The organism is Paenibacillus sp. OSY-SE, assembly GCF_000283315.1.
Lineage (GTDB): Bacteria > Bacillota > Bacilli > Paenibacillales > Paenibacillaceae > Paenibacillus_B > Paenibacillus_B profundus.
The window spans coordinates 106,384-124,929 of sequence record NZ_ALKF01000204.1 but is presented as its reverse complement, the minus strand read 5'-3'; the positions used below and the strand labels follow the sequence as shown (position 1 = coordinate 124,929).

Annotated in this window: 16 protein-coding genes; all 16 read right to left on the bottom strand. The window is 42.1% G+C overall.

All coding sequences use genetic code 11. The annotated features are described in order from the left end of the window. Positions 1-282: 282 nt before the first annotated feature. Positions 283-1,194, bottom strand: a complete 912-nt coding sequence (locus A372_RS0130485; RefSeq protein ID WP_019424738.1) for a YitT family protein — start codon at positions 1,192-1,194, stop codon at positions 283-285. Positions 1,195-1,400: 206 nt separating this feature from the next. After that, positions 1,401-2,517, bottom strand: a protein-coding gene (prfB, locus tag A372_RS0130480; RefSeq protein WP_233696340.1) for a peptide chain release factor 2 whose coding sequence is annotated in 2 segments (ribosomal slippage) — positions 1,401-2,444 and positions 2,446-2,517 — 1,116 coding nt in all. Because the reading frame shifts where the segments join, the coding sequence is not laid out codon by codon here. Positions 2,518-2,650: 133 nt separating this feature from the next. Then, positions 2,651-5,161 carry a preprotein translocase subunit SecA gene (gene secA / locus A372_RS0130475; RefSeq protein WP_019424736.1) on the bottom strand — a complete coding sequence of 837 codons (2,511 nt, stop codon included), beginning with the start codon at positions 5,159-5,161 and terminating at the stop codon, positions 2,651-2,653. A 380-nt stretch (positions 5,162-5,541) separates the two neighbouring features. Beyond that, the gene (gene hpf / locus A372_RS0130470) at positions 5,542-6,084 is read right to left on the bottom strand and encodes a ribosome hibernation-promoting factor, HPF/YfiA family (RefSeq protein ID WP_019424735.1); all 543 of its coding nucleotides are present in this window, start codon (positions 6,082-6,084) and stop codon (positions 5,542-5,544) included. A gap of 129 nt (positions 6,085-6,213) precedes the next feature. After that, on the bottom strand, positions 6,214-7,110 hold the full coding sequence (locus tag A372_RS35095) for a phosphocholine cytidylyltransferase family protein (protein ID WP_019424734.1): 897 nt from the start codon (positions 7,108-7,110) through the stop codon (positions 6,214-6,216). A gap of 31 nt (positions 7,111-7,141) precedes the next feature. After that, positions 7,142-8,563 (bottom strand): ABC transporter permease subunit, encoded by a 1,422-nt coding sequence (locus A372_RS0130460; RefSeq protein WP_237728692.1) that lies wholly within the window; start codon positions 8,561-8,563, stop codon positions 7,142-7,144. 148 nt (positions 8,564-8,711) lie between these two features. Then, positions 8,712-9,500 (bottom strand): ABC transporter ATP-binding protein, encoded by a 789-nt coding sequence (locus A372_RS0130455; protein WP_026011388.1) that lies wholly within the window; start codon positions 9,498-9,500, stop codon positions 8,712-8,714. Then, positions 9,488-10,474: an extracellular solute-binding protein gene (locus A372_RS0130450; protein WP_019424731.1), complete on the bottom strand. Its 987-nt coding sequence runs from the start codon at positions 10,472-10,474 to the stop codon at positions 9,488-9,490. Before A372_RS0130450 ends, A372_RS0130455 begins: the two co-directional genes overlap by 13 nt. Positions 10,475-10,492: 18 nt before the next feature. Further along, entirely contained in the window at positions 10,493-12,502 is a 2,010-nt protein-coding gene (locus A372_RS0130445) for a sulfatase-like hydrolase/transferase (RefSeq protein WP_019424730.1), read from the bottom strand. Between the two features lie 222 nt (positions 12,503-12,724). Next, positions 12,725-12,922, bottom strand: a complete 198-nt coding sequence (locus tag A372_RS0130440) for a cold shock domain-containing protein (protein ID WP_019424729.1) — start codon at positions 12,920-12,922, stop codon at positions 12,725-12,727. 286 nt (positions 12,923-13,208) lie between these two features. Further along, a complete protein-coding gene (locus A372_RS0130435; RefSeq protein ID WP_019424728.1) occupies positions 13,209-14,252 on the bottom strand; it encodes a class I SAM-dependent methyltransferase in 1,044 nt (347 codons plus the stop codon). A gap of 13 nt (positions 14,253-14,265) precedes the next feature. Further along, entirely contained in the window at positions 14,266-14,808 is a 543-nt protein-coding gene (locus tag A372_RS0130430; protein WP_019424727.1) for a GNAT family N-acetyltransferase, read from the bottom strand. Then, complete coding sequence (locus tag A372_RS0130425; protein WP_019424726.1) at positions 14,795-15,889, bottom strand: N-acetylneuraminate synthase family protein; 1,095 nt, start codon at positions 15,887-15,889, stop codon at positions 14,795-14,797. Before A372_RS0130425 ends, A372_RS0130430 begins: the two co-directional genes overlap by 14 nt. A gap of 8 nt (positions 15,890-15,897) precedes the next feature. Further along, entirely contained in the window at positions 15,898-16,764 is an 867-nt protein-coding gene (locus A372_RS35090; protein WP_019424725.1) for an SDR family oxidoreductase, read from the bottom strand. A gap of 17 nt (positions 16,765-16,781) precedes the next feature. Further along, positions 16,782-17,516: a cytidylyltransferase domain-containing protein gene (locus A372_RS0130415; RefSeq protein WP_019424724.1), complete on the bottom strand. Its 735-nt coding sequence runs from the start codon at positions 17,514-17,516 to the stop codon at positions 16,782-16,784. Between the two features lie 66 nt (positions 17,517-17,582). Then, positions 17,583-18,533 carry a dTDP-glucose 4,6-dehydratase gene (locus A372_RS0130410; protein ID WP_019424723.1) on the bottom strand — a complete coding sequence of 317 codons (951 nt, stop codon included), beginning with the start codon at positions 18,531-18,533 and terminating at the stop codon, positions 17,583-17,585. Positions 18,534-18,546: the final 13 nt, after the last annotated feature.

Below are 18,546 nucleotides of genomic sequence, written 5' to 3'. Positions count from 1 at the left end.
ATTCATTGTGTGTCTGAGTCAATCCCTACCGTACCGAGCCATTCATTGCGTAATCTGAATCATTGGGAGAGTGAACATAAGAGGGAATCGAAACAGGGCTGAGGGACCACGAATTTGCTAGTTTTGATATGCACAAACCGAAGAGGGAAACCACACCAATTGAGCAAGCGACTTCTTGGCCCAAATAAGTTTATAACTTCTTATCTGTGAACAAAAAAACGTGACCAGCGGCACACGTTATGTGTTGCCAACTGATCACGTTTAAGCCCGGCTGTCAGGTTGTTAGGCTTGTATTTGAAAGCCCTCTCCCAGCACTTCGTTCGTATCGCTTATAATGACAAACGCTTGCGGGTCAACGGAGCGGACAATCGATTTCAGCTTATAGACCTCCGTCTGCCCGACGACAACCATGAGCACGGTGCGCCCCTCGCCTGTATAGCCGCCTTCGCCCTTCAGCTTCGTCAAGCCGCGGTCCAGATCATGGAGAATCGCTTCTGCCAACTGATCCGCCTCTTCACTAATAATGAACGCCACCTTCGTATAGCCCAAGCCAACCTGAACGATATCGATCATCTTGCTGGTCACAAATAAGCCAATTAGCGCATACATGGCGCTTTCGAAGGACAACAGCACGCCTGCCAAAATAATGATGACTCCATCGCAGATCGCAACCGCCAAGGACAGGTTAATCTTCCCGAACGTATGCAGAAGCTGCGCCGAAATCGCATTTCCTCCCGTTGAGCCGCGTCCGCGGAACACAATCCCGAGTCCTAGACCAAGACCGATGCCGCCAAAGATAGCCGCCAGCAGCGGATTGTCTGTCGCTGGCTCGATATGCGCAGTTAAGAAAATAAACGTCGGGAGTGCAACCGAGCCTATGAAGGTGCGTACACCGAATTGCTTACCCAAGAAGAATACACCGATGATAAACAATGGAATATTGAATGCGTATTGTGTAATGGCCGGATTCCAACCAAATTGTTTCTGAAAAATAATCGATAACCCGGAAATCCCCCCGGATGCAATCTGATTCGGGAGCAGCAAGGCATTAAAAGTTAAAGCCATAATGAAGGCGCCAACGAGTAGCAGCACGTAGTCGAGCACAGTGCGCATCGGATGCTCGTAAGGTATGAGCACGCCGCCGCGCCGAACTTTCTTGGATGAATGGGAAGATGAATTCGATGAGTTGGACATGGTTTCTCTCCTTTATCGGCAATACCTCTCTATACAATAGATGTGCTTGTATGTGTGGACATTGCCCTGCACCTATTCCAATGGACAACATTGGCTGAACCGATATGTATAGTATGCGCAGCCTTTGTTAAGTTAAAGCGATCAAGCACAGCAAAAAACCTGCCCCGATTAAAATCGGCGCAGGTTTGCTGTCGGTGTGCTGCATGTTAATTTTCTGACGATGGTTGTATTAAAGTTCGTAAATAGGCTTCAATGAACGCATCCAAATCGCCGTCCATGACAGCGCCGACATTCCCCGTCTCCACCTGCGTCCGGTGGTCCTTCACCATGCTGTACGGATGGAACACATAGGAGCGAATCTGGCTGCCCCATGCAATATCCATCTGCTCGCCACGGATCTCAGCAAGCTGCTGCCGTTGTTCTTCAATCTTGCGTTCGTACAATTTCGAACGAAGCAAAGTCATCGCGCGATCACGGTTCTTAATCTGCGACCGTTCCGACTGGCATGTCACGACGATACCCGACGGGATGTGCGTAATCCGCACGGCGGAATCAGTAGTGTTAATATGCTGACCACCCGCGCCGCTGGCACGATACGTATCAATCTTCAGATCTTCCGTACGAATCTCAATGTCGGCATCGTCCGTAATTTCCGGTACGACATCACAAGAAACGAACGAAGTATGGCGTCGGCCAGAAGAATCAAACGGGGAAATCCGCACAAGACGGTGTACCCCCTTCTCCGTCTTCAGATAGCCGTACGCGTTGTAGCCCTTAATAAGCAGCGTCACGCTCTTGATGCCCGCTTCATCGCCTGGCAAATAGTCCAGCACCTCGACCTTGAAGCCGCGCTTCTCCGCCCAGCGAGTGTACATGCGTAGCAGCATTTGACCCCAGTCCTGCGACTCGGTGCCGCCCGCTCCCGGATGGAGCTCCAAAATCGCGTTGAACTTGTCATACGTCTCGCTTAACAAGAGCTGCAATTCGAAATTCTCCACGCGGGTGAGAATCTGTTCCACATTCGCCGTTAGTTCGTTTGCCAAGGACTCATCGTCCTCTTCATCCGCCAGCTCGATCATCATCTGCGCGTCTTCATAATCCTGCATCAGCTTCTGATATTCTTCCACACTGCCTTTGACGGCGTTTAATTCGGAAATAATGCCCTGCGCCCGCTCATTATCGTCCCAGAAGTCGGGAGCCGACATTTTTTCCTCATAGTTGGAAATCATCTCTTGCTTCAGATCGAGGTCAAAGAGACCCCCTAAGGTTTGTAAGTTTCGCGGCGATGTCTCGCAAATTATGGCGTACGGATGCGTCGATCATCGTAATTCACCTCGGTCCATAGTGTCTCCCCAAATAACGGGCGGCAAAGGCCGCCCGTCGCTGGTGTTGTATGAGTCGTGACGGATATGCTCCGTCAATTGGCTAGCTAGTATTCGCTTAAGGCTTCGCAGCCTTATCCTTGCTTGCCATGGCACTGCTTATATTTCTTGCCGCTGCCGCACGGACAAGGATCATTGCGCCCGACGGATTCTTCCTTCGTCACCGGGCGCTTCTCCCCAGGCTCCGCATTCGTCGACATTTTGCTCTCGTCCACGACCGCTTGACGTTCCACATTTTGCTCAACTTGCGCCTTCATGATGTAGGTGGACACTTCCTCTTGAATCGAAGCGACCATGCTGTTGAACATTTCATAGCCTTCAAACTGATACTCGCGCAGTGGGTCAGTACCACCGTAGGCGCGCAAGTGAATCCCTTGACGCAGGTGATCCATCGCATCGATGTGGTCCATCCACTTGGAGTCAACGGCACGGAGAACGACGACCTTCTCGAACTCGCGTACCAGTTCAGGTCCGATGCGTTCCTCACGGTCCGTATATTTAGCCATCACTTTGTCAAAGAGGAACTCGATAATCTCATCCTTCTCTTTGCCCCACAGGTCATCCTTCGTGATGGTCCCTTCATCCAACATATTGCGGTGCATGTTATCAACGACTTCTTGCAATTCCCAGTTCTCTGGAATATCGTCTTCGTTGCAATGCACACTGACTACGCGTTCCACGCACGGCTTAATCATATCCATAACAATTTGACGGATATTTTCTGCTTCCAGCACTTCACGGCGCTGACGATAAATGATTTCGCGCTGCTGGTTCATGACGTCGTCATATTGAAGAACGACTTTACGCAGGTCGAAGTTGTTGCCTTCGACGCGCTTCTGAGCGGACTCTACAGCACGCGTGATGAGCTTGGATTCAATTGGTTGATCCTCTTCGAATCCAAGGCGTTCCATCATGCCGAGTACGTTATCCGCACCAAAGCGGCGCATCAGCTCATCTTCGAGCGACAGATAGAACTGCGAAGAGCCTGGGTCACCCTGACGACCGGCACGGCCACGCAGCTGGTTATCGATACGACGGCTCTCATGACGCTCCGTACCGACGATATGAAGACCACCGACATCGGATACGCCCTCGCCCAAAATAATGTCTGTACCGCGACCAGCCATGTTTGTCGCAATCGTAACCTGATTCGGTTCACCCGCGCTCGAAATGATTTCCGCTTCTTCTCGGTGGTACTTCGCATTCAAGACTTGATGCTTAATGCCTTTCTTGCGCAGCTTGTCGGACAACAGCTCAGAGTTCTCAATCGATACCGTACCGACGAGCACCGGCTGTTGCTTCTGATGGCGCTGCACAATCTCTTCTACGACCGCGTTGAATTTCGCGTTCGCCGTCTTGTAGACGACATCCGGGAAGTCTTTCCGCTGGTTTGGCTTATTTGTAGGGATTTGGATAACTTCCAGCCCGTAAATGCTCTTGAATTCTTCTTCCTCTGTCTTTGCCGTACCGGTCATCCCGGCCAGCTTGCGGTACATGCGGAAGTAGTTCTGGAACGTAATCGTCGCCAGCGTCATGCTCTCGTTCTGTACTTCGAGCTGTTCCTTCGCTTCGATTGCTTGGTGCAATCCATCGCTGTAACGACGTCCCGCCATCATACGGCCCGTAAATTCGTCGACGATGACGATCTCGCCTTCGTTCACGACATAATCAACGTCACGGCGCATAATCGAATGTGCTTTCAGCGCCTGCTGAATGTGATGGTTCATCGTAACATTCTTCACATCGAACAAGTTCTCGATGCCGAGCGCTTTCTCCGCCTTCGATACACCCACTTCCGTCAACGCGACTTGGCGCGTCTTCACGTCGATGGTGTAGTCTTCTTCATGCTTCAATTTGCTAACGAAGCGATCCGCAATGAAGTAAAGATCCGTCGATTTCGCCGCTTGTCCTGAAATGATGAGCGGTGTACGCGCTTCGTCAACAAGAATGGAGTCCACTTCATCAATAATCGCGAAGTTGAGCGGACGTTGCACCATCTGCTCTTTGTACAGCACCATATTATCGCGCAGATAGTCGAAGCCATACTCGTTGTTTGTCCCGTACGTAATGTCGCAGGCATATGCCTCTTGCTTCATCGCATGGTCCATACCGGATAAGTTCAAGCCGACAGTCATCCCCAAGAAGTTGTACACTTGGGCCATCATTTCACTGTCACGCGTAGCCAAATAATCGTTGACCGTAACGACGTGTACGCCTTTACTTGACAACGCGTTCAAATAAACAGGAAGCGTTCCGACGAGCGTCTTCCCTTCACCGGTCTTCATCTCTGCAATCTTACCTTCATGAAGCACCATACCGCCCAGGAGCTGCACGTCATAGTGACGCATGCCTAGCGTACGCTTCGACGCTTCACGCACCGTTGCAAACGCCTCTGGCAGCAATTCATCCAGCGTATCGCCCTTCTCCAAGCGCTCACGGAATTCATCTGTCTTCGCGCGCAGTTGATCATCAGACAACTTTTCAAATTCCGGTTCCATACCACTGATAAGCTCCACGGTCTTCATTAACCGCTTCACTTCGCGTTCATTGGCGTCGCCGAATATCTTCTTCACAATTCCTAGCATGGTTAACCCCTTTCACGCAAATCCAATCGTGATTTTATGGCCGCTCCCCCTCAGGTCGATCTGTAGAGAAAGAACGGTGACAATGACTTGTTTTGCAATAAATTGTAACAGTTTCAACAAGGTCCCGCAACCGCCGCCAGGCAAGTTTTCATACGTTTTGCGTACATTTTCATGCCGATACAGCAATATGGTGGGAGTCTGACTGATTTCGTAAGTGATATGAAGCTTTCATAATACTATATTAATTATGTTCAAAGGAGCAATGACTACCTCTATTATACGCGAAAAGAGCCCATTCCGTTGTGGAATTAGGCTCAGTCCTTTTTTGGTATCAGGTGCAGTCTCTGCTAATTCTCAATTCCAGATTCGCTATCCCGTTCTTAGCCTTGTTCTATTAGCCCATAGCGGCCGTCGTTCCGACGGTACACCACGTTCACTTCTTTACTCTCCGAATTGGAGAACACGAAGAAATTATGTCCGATCATATTCATCTGCAGGATAGCTTCTTCCACGTCCATCGGCTTCAGCGTAAATCGCTTCGTCCGCACAACTTCGAGCATATCCTCTTCACCCGCAGGGAGCTGTGTCACTTCGTCGCTGAACAGATGGTCCGTGCTTCCCGACTGGCGGAATTTCCGGTTCACCTTCGTCTTATGCTTGCGAATTTGGCGCTCCAGCTTATCCACAACGGAATCAATAGAAGAATACATATCCTTACTGCGGTGTTCCGCCCGGAGAAGCAATCCAGTTAATGGAATGGTTACTTCAACAATGTGTAAATCACGAATCACGCTCAACGTCACGTTGACGTCTGAGGTAGGGGGAGCTTCAAAATACCGTTCCAGTCGACTTAATTTCTTCTCGACATAGTCAAGTAGCGCGTCTGTAACTTCAATGTTCTGACCTCGAACTTTATAATTCATAGGACACTCCTCCTTTGATGTCTATATTATAACATATATTTGGGCACGGAACGAAAAAAACGGTTACAATTCATTTACAATTCCGTATCCTTTATTAACCTTGTCCGAAGGGGATTAAACAGTGCCGACTCAATTATTTGCCAGAGTCATTCTCCTCTGTAATAATTCCTCTGCCGCATGAAAATCATCTATAGTATCAATCTCTACAATATCCCCCACTTTACAAGGTCTGACATAAACATTATAGTTTTGATTGTATAAATTCGTGGGGATTTCATCCCAATAGCGCTGTTTGGCGCTATCTGATTGTATTTCCTTGATAATATCCTGCTTCAATTGCTTGCCTGCCTTCTCATCCCAGTAAGAGACCCCATACATCAGGTAACAATTCTCACCGCCTAATTTCATTGAGGCAACTCTTTCGCCTTCAATTTCCAAACACCAATCATCCGTTTTCTTCTGGAAGATGCCTGCATAATTGCAGCGATATTGGTATTTCTGTAAGATAGCCTTATTCGTCAACAAAATATCGCCATCGAAAATATACGTATTTTCAAGATAATCTTTAGCCAAATAAGCGGAATAAATATTATTGTATTCTTCATATTTGTCATTATCTATAAAGATGATATGGGGATACTTCTTTAGTAGAAAGTCGAATTTTTCCTTGAGGTATCCTCTTACTATCACTACTTCCCGAATGCCAATATTGTGAACCGTCTCCAACATGTCTTCGATCATGCTTTTTCCGTTGACTTCCACGAGGGACTTAGGTCTGTCTTTCGTTAATGGATAAAGTCTGGTGCCCATGCCTGCAACTATGAAGACGGCACGTTTCACTCTGTACATTTCCAATACATCCAAGCCTTTTTCCGTAATCATAACTTTATCGTCGTCATGAAGGGTTACCCATCGTGCTGCTGTCAGTTGATTGAGCATGCTTTGATCGATTTCGTTTTTCGGGAGTCCCGCATCTCGATTTTGTTCAAGCTGCATGATTATGTCGAATTGTTCTTTCGTTAACATTTTTATCGCTCTTTTCTCCGCTCGTATTTGTTTAAAATAAATACTTTTTAAAAAGTGAAGCAATCCATTTAAAAACTAAATTCACGCACAATATCAACAGCACAACGACGGACGCTTCTTCAAACAGCAGTTGCGCCTCGTATTGGTTAATCATTAAGGCGATCGTCATATTTTTTGTATTGCTTAAAAATGCGACTGCGGAAATCGTTACCATTGAATTGATAAAGAAAAAGCTGAACATGTTCATGATAGTAACACTTGTGCTAGGTGCCAATATGTCTTTTATATACTTCAGTTGTTTGATTCCCATCGTATTAGCCACTTGTTCCAATTCCCCGGGAATTTTATTTTGGCTGTTGTAGGCCAGTAAGTAGGGGGTTGAGAAGAAATGCATGATATTTACCAAAATAATGATGTATGCCGTTCCGTATATCGGCGTAAAGCTGAAAAATTGGATATAGCCTAATCCAAGCACGATCCCTGGGATGACTAATGGAAACACGGCCAAGGAATAGATTGTCCTTGCCATAAATTTATTGGGCAATCTAATACTGACATATGCGATAAGGTAAGCTGCTGCGGTGCCTATTAAGGCAGTTGATAATGAGATGATAAGGGAATTATACATTGCATTTCCCGCCCCCCCATAGACGACAGCTTGTATATGTTTCAATGAAAACGTCATATTATTGGGATATTGTTCAACAAACCCGATTCCAATATAAGAAATAACGGGCATTAGGGCAATAAGAGCTGCTATCGCACATATAGCCGTATACAATATGTCTCTTGCTTTATTCCTTGTTGCCGTATACGCAGAACTGTTCACTTGATCCAGTTCTACATTGTTTATCTTTCGGCTCAGCAGAAAGGTTATAATCGCCGGTATTAAGAGCACAATAGCTATAAAACCGCCTTTTGAGAAGTCCAGCAGCCCGATTACTTCACGGTATAACAGAACAGGCAGGGTATTCACTTTTCCGCCTATGGCCAACGCCACGCCATAATCGGTGAATACAATCGTAAATACGGTTGAAGCAACGATCAACAACTGTTTTTTTATCAATCCCAACGTAATGTCGAAAAACACTTTGGTCTTGGGAATCCCCAATGTCCTGCATGCATCATAAATTCCGGTATCCATATATTTTAAAATATCGGAAAACATTAAGAATGCTATAGGCAATGCATAAATAACGCTTCCGAAGACGATACCTTTAAGACCGTACAAATTAATGTTAACGCCAACTGCCTGAGTAATAAGCCCGTTGTCTCCAAATAAATTGATCAGGCCAAATCCATGTGCTATGGAAGGCACCAGCATGGGGAGAATAAACAGCGCCCGCCAAACTTCTTTGCCTTTTATATTGCTTCTGTCAATGATATAGGCCAAACCAAAAGCCAGGATTACGCTGATAAGAGTAGTGCATGCGGCCGCGATAATCGAATTCAACAGACTCTCCAGGAATAAGGGGTCGCGGAAAACCTCTACAACCGTAGTCCAATCGACATTAAGAAACGAGTACGCCATCGGTAATATAATGCTGATGAAAAAAAAGCTTAATATAAGAACAATAACGTAGGGACTGAATAATATTTGCCTATTTCTTTTCATATAAATCTCCAACGAGCTGCTGCATGCTATTGAATCGTTTCCGCAAATTCACATTAACAAACTCTTCGATATACTTGCTTTTAGGCGTCTTGCAAATATTGAACGGCGTATCCAACTGTTCGATTCTGCCTTTGTTCAGCACCAATACCCGGTCCGAGATGCTGAGCGCCTCTTCTTGATCGTGAGTTACATACAGTATGGTTACGTGAAATGTTTTTTGAAGTTCTTTGAACTCGGCGCTAAGTTTCATCCGATTGCTTGCATCCAATGCGGCCAATGCTTCATCGAACAATAGGACGTCCGGTTCAAGCGCCAATGTTCGCGCGATAGCTACTCGCTGTTTCTGGCCTCCGGAAAGCTGGTTGGGCATCTTATCCTTATGCTCAACCAGGCCCATCTTGGCCAATAGTTTCAGAGCGGTTTGCTCAGCCTCTCTTTCCTTTTTTTTGTTCGCTATCAATGGATACATGATGTTCTCCATGGCATTCATATGCGGGAACAGCGCGTAGTTTTGAAACACCATTCCAATGCCTCGTTCATGAGGCTGCAGTTGGTCTATTTTGCCGCCGTCTTTCCGGATTTCTCCACTGTCTTGTCTCTCAAGTCCGATCAAAATTTTAAGCAATGTCGTCTTTCCGCTCCCGGAATCACCCAATATGCTCAAAAATTCTCCTTCTTGAATCGTAAAGTCGAGATCCTTTAATACCGGATTTCCTTCAAATTGTTTATTTAATTTATGAACGGCTATTTTGGGCAATGCGCTCAATATTTCCACTTCCTTAGTAAATCCTGCTTAATCGCAGCTGATTTTAATCCCTTCATGTTTCCATACTTGATATGCTTCGGGTAGTGCGGCACTTTAATAGATTGTCTCTTGAACACAAGTTCCGGAGAAAAGTTTTCTTTATCGTAGAATGTGAACTTTGTATACAAAAAGTCAAAGACTTGCTCTACTTCAGGCCTGTCCGCCCGGTCCTGTATCATTGCAATACCGGAAAGCGAAAAAGGCGAGCCTTCTGGCGGAAAAATAATTTTCAAATCTGCACCTTTATTGATTTCCCCCACAGCTTGAAATGTCATTCCCATGCCAATCGCGATCTCGTTTTGAAGCAATAATTTAATAGGGCCCGAACCTGACGCTGTAAATTGCTTAATATTGGGGTAGAGCTTATCAAAATAATCAAAGGCCCGCTCCTCGCCCCACTCATTAACGATATGCTTCAGAAAAAAATAACCCGTCCCGGACGACTTGGGGTCTGGCATAGCTATCAAATCTTTATATATGGGATTGGTTAAATCTTCGTAACTCGCAGGAATCGGCATATTCATTTTATTCAGCAAATTTTCATTTACAATGATGGCGCCCGCGAATCTTTCCCATATTCTATATTTGTTATGTTCTGGATTTAATCCATCCAAATAGTGCCTTGTATCGTAAATCTTCAAATCATTCAATTCATCTTTGATTAGCTCCATGCTTTGAATATCAAAGGCCAATAAAATATCAGCGTCAGTTCTGCTTTTTTCCAATTTAATTTTGGCTGCGCCTTTATTCGTTGTTATGTACTGGATGGTTACATCAATGCCGGGCAATTGTTCCTTCAGCATTTCCCTCAGCTTTTCATTTCGGAACTCTTCCAGCGATGAGTAGATGACGACCCCGTCGTTAACTTTTCCAATACCGACTAATCCTGCTGCGCAGATCATTAACATACATACCAGTACCCATTTCCTTAATCGATTCGCCATTTTGTCCCCTTAACCGTTCTATACGTAGATCCTGCGGTACTTCATATGATCATGTACGATTTCAATACACTTTTCCGTAAAAGCCTTATTCTCAATTCGTTGTCTAGTATGCTTGTCAACTAATTTTACGGTGTAATTCTCCATGTTGACACTGCCGTCTTGCAATACCTTTTCTTCGGTCTCATAATAGAAAGCCGCTTCTTTCGTATGAATGCTCGCCTTATAAGAATCTCCCGGAAAAATAGATTCACTATACGTATACTCTCTTTCACGTTCTCCGCCAAAGCATTTTGGCAGATTCGCATCAGCATCCGTAGCATCAATCTCAATATTAGCCAACTTGCACAGTATGCTCATCAAATCCAAGCCTTGAATCAATTCATCTGACTCTCCAGCCTTTACATTGCAGCCTCTAAACATAAAAGGAACCTTGACTCTCTCTTCGCATAACATATGTTCTCCCGTTGGCACAAGATAACCCTGTCCGTGATCGGATATAAGTGCGACGGTAACCCGCTCCATATCAAAGTTTTGCTCCAAATAGCTGTACAGCATCCCCAAATAACGGTCAATTCTTTGGATTTGCTTGGTATAACGGGTAGTCTTATCGATGCTATAGTCCTGCCTAACACTGGTCTTTCCTTGTAAATGCTGCTGATTATGAGGCTTCTCCTCCATGGTTTCCTTGACTTGCACCGAAATCGTGCTTTGGTAACCGTCTGCAACATCGTGTAAATCAGGCAAACAGGTCCATACAAACTGGTTCGTTCCTTTGAAGGCTTCCAGATGTTCTATCACGTCTTGAATGGCGTCGGGTGTATCCATTCCCCTTAATGATGGCTGATAAACAATGCGATCAAATCCTCTATAATATCCGTACATCGGCGTACTGCGCCAATCACCATCTATCTTCGCAGCAGTGAACCCGGCATCTTTGAAATGCTCCGACAATATTTTATTCTCTTTAGGTAAAGTCGTATTTTTATTTGGATGGAACATGTTATGGCTAGCCGTATATCTTCCGGAATAAAAACTGGCCATGTTCACATACGTCCATTCACCTGACACGTAGACATTGCTGCATAACATGCCTTCTTTAAAGAAACGTTGCGTATTAGGCATCAGTTCGTTTAATCCGTATTGTTCCAAGACGGTTTGCGACAATCCATCCACAAAAATGGTTAGCACTAAATCTTCCTTAGTATTATCTTTTGCCAGACTAATAGGTTCCCCTAAGATTAAGTTTTCATTTTTCATTACTTCCATCATTGAGTTTAATTTAAAATGATACCATCTATTTGGATACTTCAAATCAAAGACATGTCTGTTCTCGCCATTTTTGACTCTAAATTCACCATTTATATGTTTAGTTGCAACAGGCAGCACATATTCTCCAACTTTGGGTTCTTGCTCCATTCCGATCTTGTACATTTCCACTTTATTAAATGATCGGAGCGGCAACATATTTATACCGTCTCTCTCTATTTTCATGCCGTCATACAGACCTATATAATATCCTTCCAACTCTTCTCCTATTAATAGGTCTTCTCCTTGAGAAGGGAAGTTAGCGTAAGAATTCATTGTATCATTTTCAATTTCCATGCTTATTTTTTTGTACACTTCGAGCTGACGTTTCAAATCCTCAATTTCAACACATTCCTCCTTTATTTGTTGTATCATGCTATCTAAAGCTTGTTGTACGGCATTTCTTTGAATATCACCATCTGTCAGACTATTGGCTATATTAAAATGTTGCCATGCCAACTCTCTTTTTTCTTGCGCTAGGTACACCATGGCTACATTGTAATGAAGATCAAAACTAATTGGTCTTTTCGTCAATGCGCTTTTCAAAAGTTGTTCCGCTTTTTCGTATTCTCCTAAGATAAAGTAATAGTTCGCCTTAAGCGAACACATATCGAGATCATAAGGCATCGCAGCTTCGTAAGCAGTGATCAGTTCTTCAGCCTGCTTTACATTTCCTAGTGACAATAATTTTCGTATTTCTTCTTTTCTCTTAGAATATTCCATTTTAATGCCTCTCCTTTATTTGATGAAATGCAACACCATTCTTACTTGAACGGCAATATTGCCAGAGTTATTGTCCAAGTTTTTCTACCATAGTATAATTATCGTTTAATTGCGTTGACATTATGAATGAAAATAATGTAAAAACCAAAAAAAACCCCCGGCTATAAGCCAGGGGTGTGGAGCTAATCGGAATCATATATAATTCGGCTCACGCCGGAATGATTACAATTTGATTACGTTAGCCGCTTGTGGACCGCGAGCGCCTTCCACAATATCGAATTCTACTGCTTGACCTTCCTCCAACGTTTTGAAGCCGTCTGTTTGGATTGCGGAGAAGTGAACGAATACGTCGTTTCCTTCTGCAGTTTCGATAAAGCCATAACCCTTCTCAGCGTTAAACCATTTTACTTTACCTTGCATGTCGATAACATTCCCTTCATATTCAAATGAAAGTGAGCCTTACCTTAGCCCACAGTTTGAATATAACACCGCTTGTAAACGTTGTCAATGATTTTGGGGGATACATTGAAAGGGGTTTCACTAAAACCGGAAAATCATTTTATCTCTTCCTATGAGTTATTAATGTTAACATCATTTCATCACTTTGTAATCACTTTAAACAGCCATGCATACAAAGATTAATCCTACTGCTATAGTGTAGGAATATTAATAGACATCAAAATGCCACATAATTATTTATTGATATCTATTTCGATAACAATAAATGAACTTCAGAGGAAAAATGACTACGATCTAAAACAGACTGTAAATCGTCAAGAACAGTTATATATTTTTCCGAAAAATATTTTACTGCATCAGGATTAACTCCAGAATTATGCATTTTTAATTGAAAAAATCTAAATAAGTCCATAGAATCTGTCCCAAATTGCCATTCTCCTATTATCTCCAGTCCAAACTCCTTGCAAAAATGAGATATTGACTCACGTGTATAAAGATGTGTATGTCCACCTGATAAATGGCGATTAAAACAATCCTGATTGAGCAATTCAAAAAAAACAGCATATGAGAAAAGTGGAAGCGACAAATAAAAATATTTGATGTTCTCGTTTTTTGATATAGTATTGATAATGTCTCTTGGATTAGTCAAATGTTCAAGTACACCAATCATGGAAACGACATCCGATTGACTTTCTCGTAAAATATCAAGAAGTTCGTCTATTTCAATATGAAGAATTGCATTTTCATTTAGAAAATAGTTTGCAATATCTACTTGTTTTTGGGACACTTCATAACCATTTACATTTTTTAAATCAAACTCTTTTTTCAGAGCATATGCAAAATAACCTGATCCTGCACCGATATCTGAGTATGTTAAGTTGGAATAATCTACTTTTCTATTATGTAAGCATTCTAAAAGAAATTCCGCTTTAGGTTTATAGATTTTTTCAATTCTTTTTAAATATTTTTTTTCATCTTCTTCGTTATATACTTCCGAATAATTCGTTATTTCGTCAACATATATACATTTAGCAAATTGTTCGGTATCTTCGTAAGCACCATTAAGATGAGTGCATGTTTGACATAAAAAATAATCGATTCCTTGTTTGCTTATAAACACTTTTTCTTCCAATAACGAATCACAATTTTTACAATGTGTTCTTCTTGGCTGCTGTTTATAGATGTCAGCCATTTTTAAATTGTTCTTTAAGAAAGTATCGTTTTCAGAAAAAAAACTCCTTTTAATATCTGTTATGTCTTTTAGAGATTTGCTATATTTCTTATAGCTCATTCTAATCTTCCCTTTACTTTTTATTTAGTACGTAGTAATCACTGTCAAGTAAACTATAGAATAAAGAGTCATTCCAGCTTCCTTCAGTCCAATGCGTCTCTCGATGACGCCCATCCAATGCAAAACCCAACCTTTCCAAGAAGGACTGTTTTAGATGATCATAGTCATATATTTCACACCATATACGATGTAAACCCATCTCTTTAAATCCGTAAGAAATTATTTGTCTGGCTGCATCATCAGCAAAGTGTTCATCTATATACAAACCATTTTTCCCGATATAAATGGAGAAATCTGCACTACGATTTATCCAATCAATATAACACAAACCACAAGCCCCAAGTAAACTATCTGTTGATAAATCAACTATTGCGAACATTTCCGTATTCTTGTCATTTAAGACTTTATTTTCGTACCAAGCTTTTTGATGATCAGAATTCAGTTCTCTGTATTCTCTAAAATAACGCCTTAATTCAGGGGCATTTCTCCAATTTAGCAGCATTGCTAAGTCACATTGCTCGATAGCTCGAAGGCCAACATATTTACCCTTTATCATATTTCATCTCCAAATCATTTTTAAAAAGGGCATCGCCCTTATCTTTAGAAACTAATAAAACTCCCCCAATCACAGAATTAAGTTCATACGGCATAAAAGCATTCATAGGAGCAGGACGAAGAACTTCAACATCACTAGCACTTATTCGCTCTCCTACACTCATGTTTCTTGCTAATCGAAGACATCTTCGCTGAACTATAACTGTATCTCGTTCATTATCTTCAACCCTTTTTACCCCATCTCCTAAAGCTGCTTCCATTTCCCGACTTCTATCCACCATTTCCCCCCATGTTTTGGGGTTCATTGCGAAAGAGTGATCCGGGCCTGTTCTGGCATTGTCGTCCGTAAAATGTTTCTCAATAATACGCGCTCCTAGTGCTATTGCACCTAAAACCGTGGTATGCCCAGGAGTATGATCTGAAAGACCCAGCAGCATATGAGGAAATCTTTGAGCATACCATTGCAATACTCTTAAATTAACATGTTTCATATTTTCCAGACTTCCGGTATAGTTTGTATTGCATTGAAGCAACGCAATTTGCTGATTGTGTATAAGAACTGCTGCAACTGCTCTTTCCACATCTTCCATTGAGGAAGCCCCCGTTGCCAAAACAACCGGCTTCCTTTTCTTTGCAATGGTTTCAATAAAATCAGTCCAAGTAATATCTCCTGAACCAATCTTGTATGCAGGAATGTATTTATCTAATTGTTCCACTGCATCATAATCATAAGGAGTCGTCATAAAATCAATACCGGCCTTACTTGCAGTAAGTGCCAGTTCTTCATTCCATTCTCTATTACATTCATATTGGCGATATGTTTCGAAAACACTTTTTTCCCATGCTGCCTGGTGGCTAAATTTGGCTGTTAATTGGCGAAAACCAACGTCACTTACGATAGCTTCGGCCTTGTAGTGCTGAAACTTTGCGGCATCTGCACCAGCTTCTTTGGCTAACCATATTAACTCTTTGGCACGGGAAAGATCACCATCATGATTCGCGGCGATATCAGCAATAAAGTATGTGGGTGTATCAATCGCTATTTTTCTTTCATTTATATAAATAAAATGATCATATTTCATATGTAACACTACTTTCCTCGATATTCATTAAACAAATCTTCAATAACATCTTTCAATTCAGGAAGACGATACCCTAGTATTTTCTCAGAGTTTGAAACATCCAGTCCTAGACTATCAGCCCGAGCAAAATTCGAATTCATGTGCAAACTACCGTTTTCCGCACAATCAAGGGAAAAACCAAATTTTCTAGCCATCTGTTCTATAAATGTTTTCTTGCTGCTTACTTCACGGCTTGCAACATTTAATATTCCGATAGTACCCTTCTCGATAAGATCAAACAGTACTTTAGAAAACTGGGAAACACTGATACTTGATGTATAAAAATCGTTGAATAAACAAATTTGTTTTTTCTGTTGCAGTGATTCTATTACCCATTCAACAAAGGTTGGTGAGCCTGTTTTATTACGAAAACCAACTATATTTGTCCGAAGAATTAAATGTCTGGGTGCAGTCAGAGCAAACATTTCTCCAACATATTTTGAACGGGCATACTCATTTACTAAGGTTATAGGATGGTCTTCCGTGTGTTTTTCAGCACCATTTTTTTGATAATAGTGATCTGTTGATACCTGAACGAGATAAGCATTCGTAGTTGCTGCTAATTTAGCTAGAATTGAAACAGGGCGTGCATTAATGCGGTAAGCAAGCCCAGGGTCATTTTCACATTCAGCCAAGTTAACTAGTGCTGCCGCATTAATTATTACATCAGGATATACGTCTAGTACTGCTTTCACCAGATCTTTATCATCCAAAATGTCTAAATTCAAATCCGAATCAGCTCTTGCGACGCCATATATCTCGATATTTCTCAATCTTGATTCTTTTAAAATTGACTGCCCCAGCATTCCCGTTGCGCCTAGTAATAAAACTTTCATAACGCCCCCTAGGTAAATTACTCTCCAAGTTGTTTTTGCTTGACATGACTATTGATTTCCTTTAATTCAGGATAGTCTTCCATCAATTGAATGATCTCTAACCATGAAAAGATATTGTTTGGTTTATATAATTTTTCATAAATCGATTCTATTAATTGGTAATCTTCACGTGTGTCAAGCGTCCATCGGTACGCAGAATAATCTTTTTCCAACGAATAATTGACCAACTTAAATTGATCTGAATGCAAATATATATACGGAGTCACATGCTCTCTATGGATATCATTATACGCGCCTTTATAGGCTTTTTCCAAAGAAGACATTGTAAAAACCTCAGTATCTAAACCTCTAGGAAAAGTTTCAATAATTTTATTACTTACATAATCAGCGTCTAATTCAAAGAAGTAGTTTATTATATTCTCTGTAATTTCTGGGTCAATTAAGGGGCAATCTGAAGTTACTCTAACAACAATGTCAGCATTAAATTTCTTTGCTGCTTCGTAATATCTGGAAAGTACATGTTCTGTACTCCCCCTATACACAGGTACATTATACTTATTGCATTCACATATAATGACATCATCTTCAGGATTTTGAGTGGTAGCAATAACAATCTTATTTATTGAGTTCACGGCTTTTAGCCTTAAAATGACGTGCCCTAAAACTGAGTGGTCTATTAATGGTTTCATTACTTTTCCAGGCAATCTGCTGGATCCCATTCTAGCTTGTACTATAGCAACAACTTTTGGCATGTAACATCCTGTCCTTTGCACAAGATATTTCTTTTTCTAAAGTAATATTGTGTTACTATTTTAGTTCTACACTCCAAGCATGTTCACTTGGATCCATTCTTCCGTACGACGTATACCATCTTCCAGAGAGACAAGAGGCTCCCATTGTAGTAAAGCATTAGCTTTCTCGTTGTTACAAAGTAGTTTTTGTATTTCACTTTGCGGATGGATATGAGTTACATGATTAATTCGCGAAGCATCACCAACAACAAGCAAGGCTAAGTCATTAATCGAAATATCACGGCCGAGCCCTGCATTAATGATATGTCCATTAACCCGTTCACTATATCCTGCTTCTGTTACAAAGCGTGCGCAATCTTCAACATACAATAAGTCTCTAGTTTGTGTACCTGTGCCATATATATTTAGGTCCTTACCACCGAGTTTGTTTTTAATAAAGATTGCTACAACACCGCCTTCACCACCTGTCTTTTGGAATGGGCCATATGTATTAAACGGTCTTATCACAACGACAGGTAGCCCATATGCATAGTAATAGGATAGAACCATATTCTCTGCCGAGATCTTGGAGCCTGCGTATGGAGAAGCTGGTTTTATAGGATGCTGTTCCGTTATTCCACTTTCGTCCGTGCAAGCATCATATACCATGCACGTGCTCATGAACAGCACTTTTGTTTTATATTTTCTGCATTGCTCTAGCACATAAAATGTTCCTACTGTATCGTTATAAAAGGTCGTTCTTGGATCATCAATGGAATCTTGGACGTTGATAGATGCCCCCAAATGGTAACAAATATCAAAACGATGTTGTTTAAACATCTCTCCCAATAGCTGCTCATCCATTATTGAGCCTTTTGTAAAACTCATAAAACATTCATTATTTTGAAACTCATCTAAGTTGCTCTCTCTCCCATTCGATAAGTCATCCAACACCCAAACATGGTGCCCGTCCTCAAGGAGCTTTTTGGTAACCCACCGGCCTATAAAGCCTGCCCCACCTGTTACTAAGATGTTCATGAATATTCCCCTT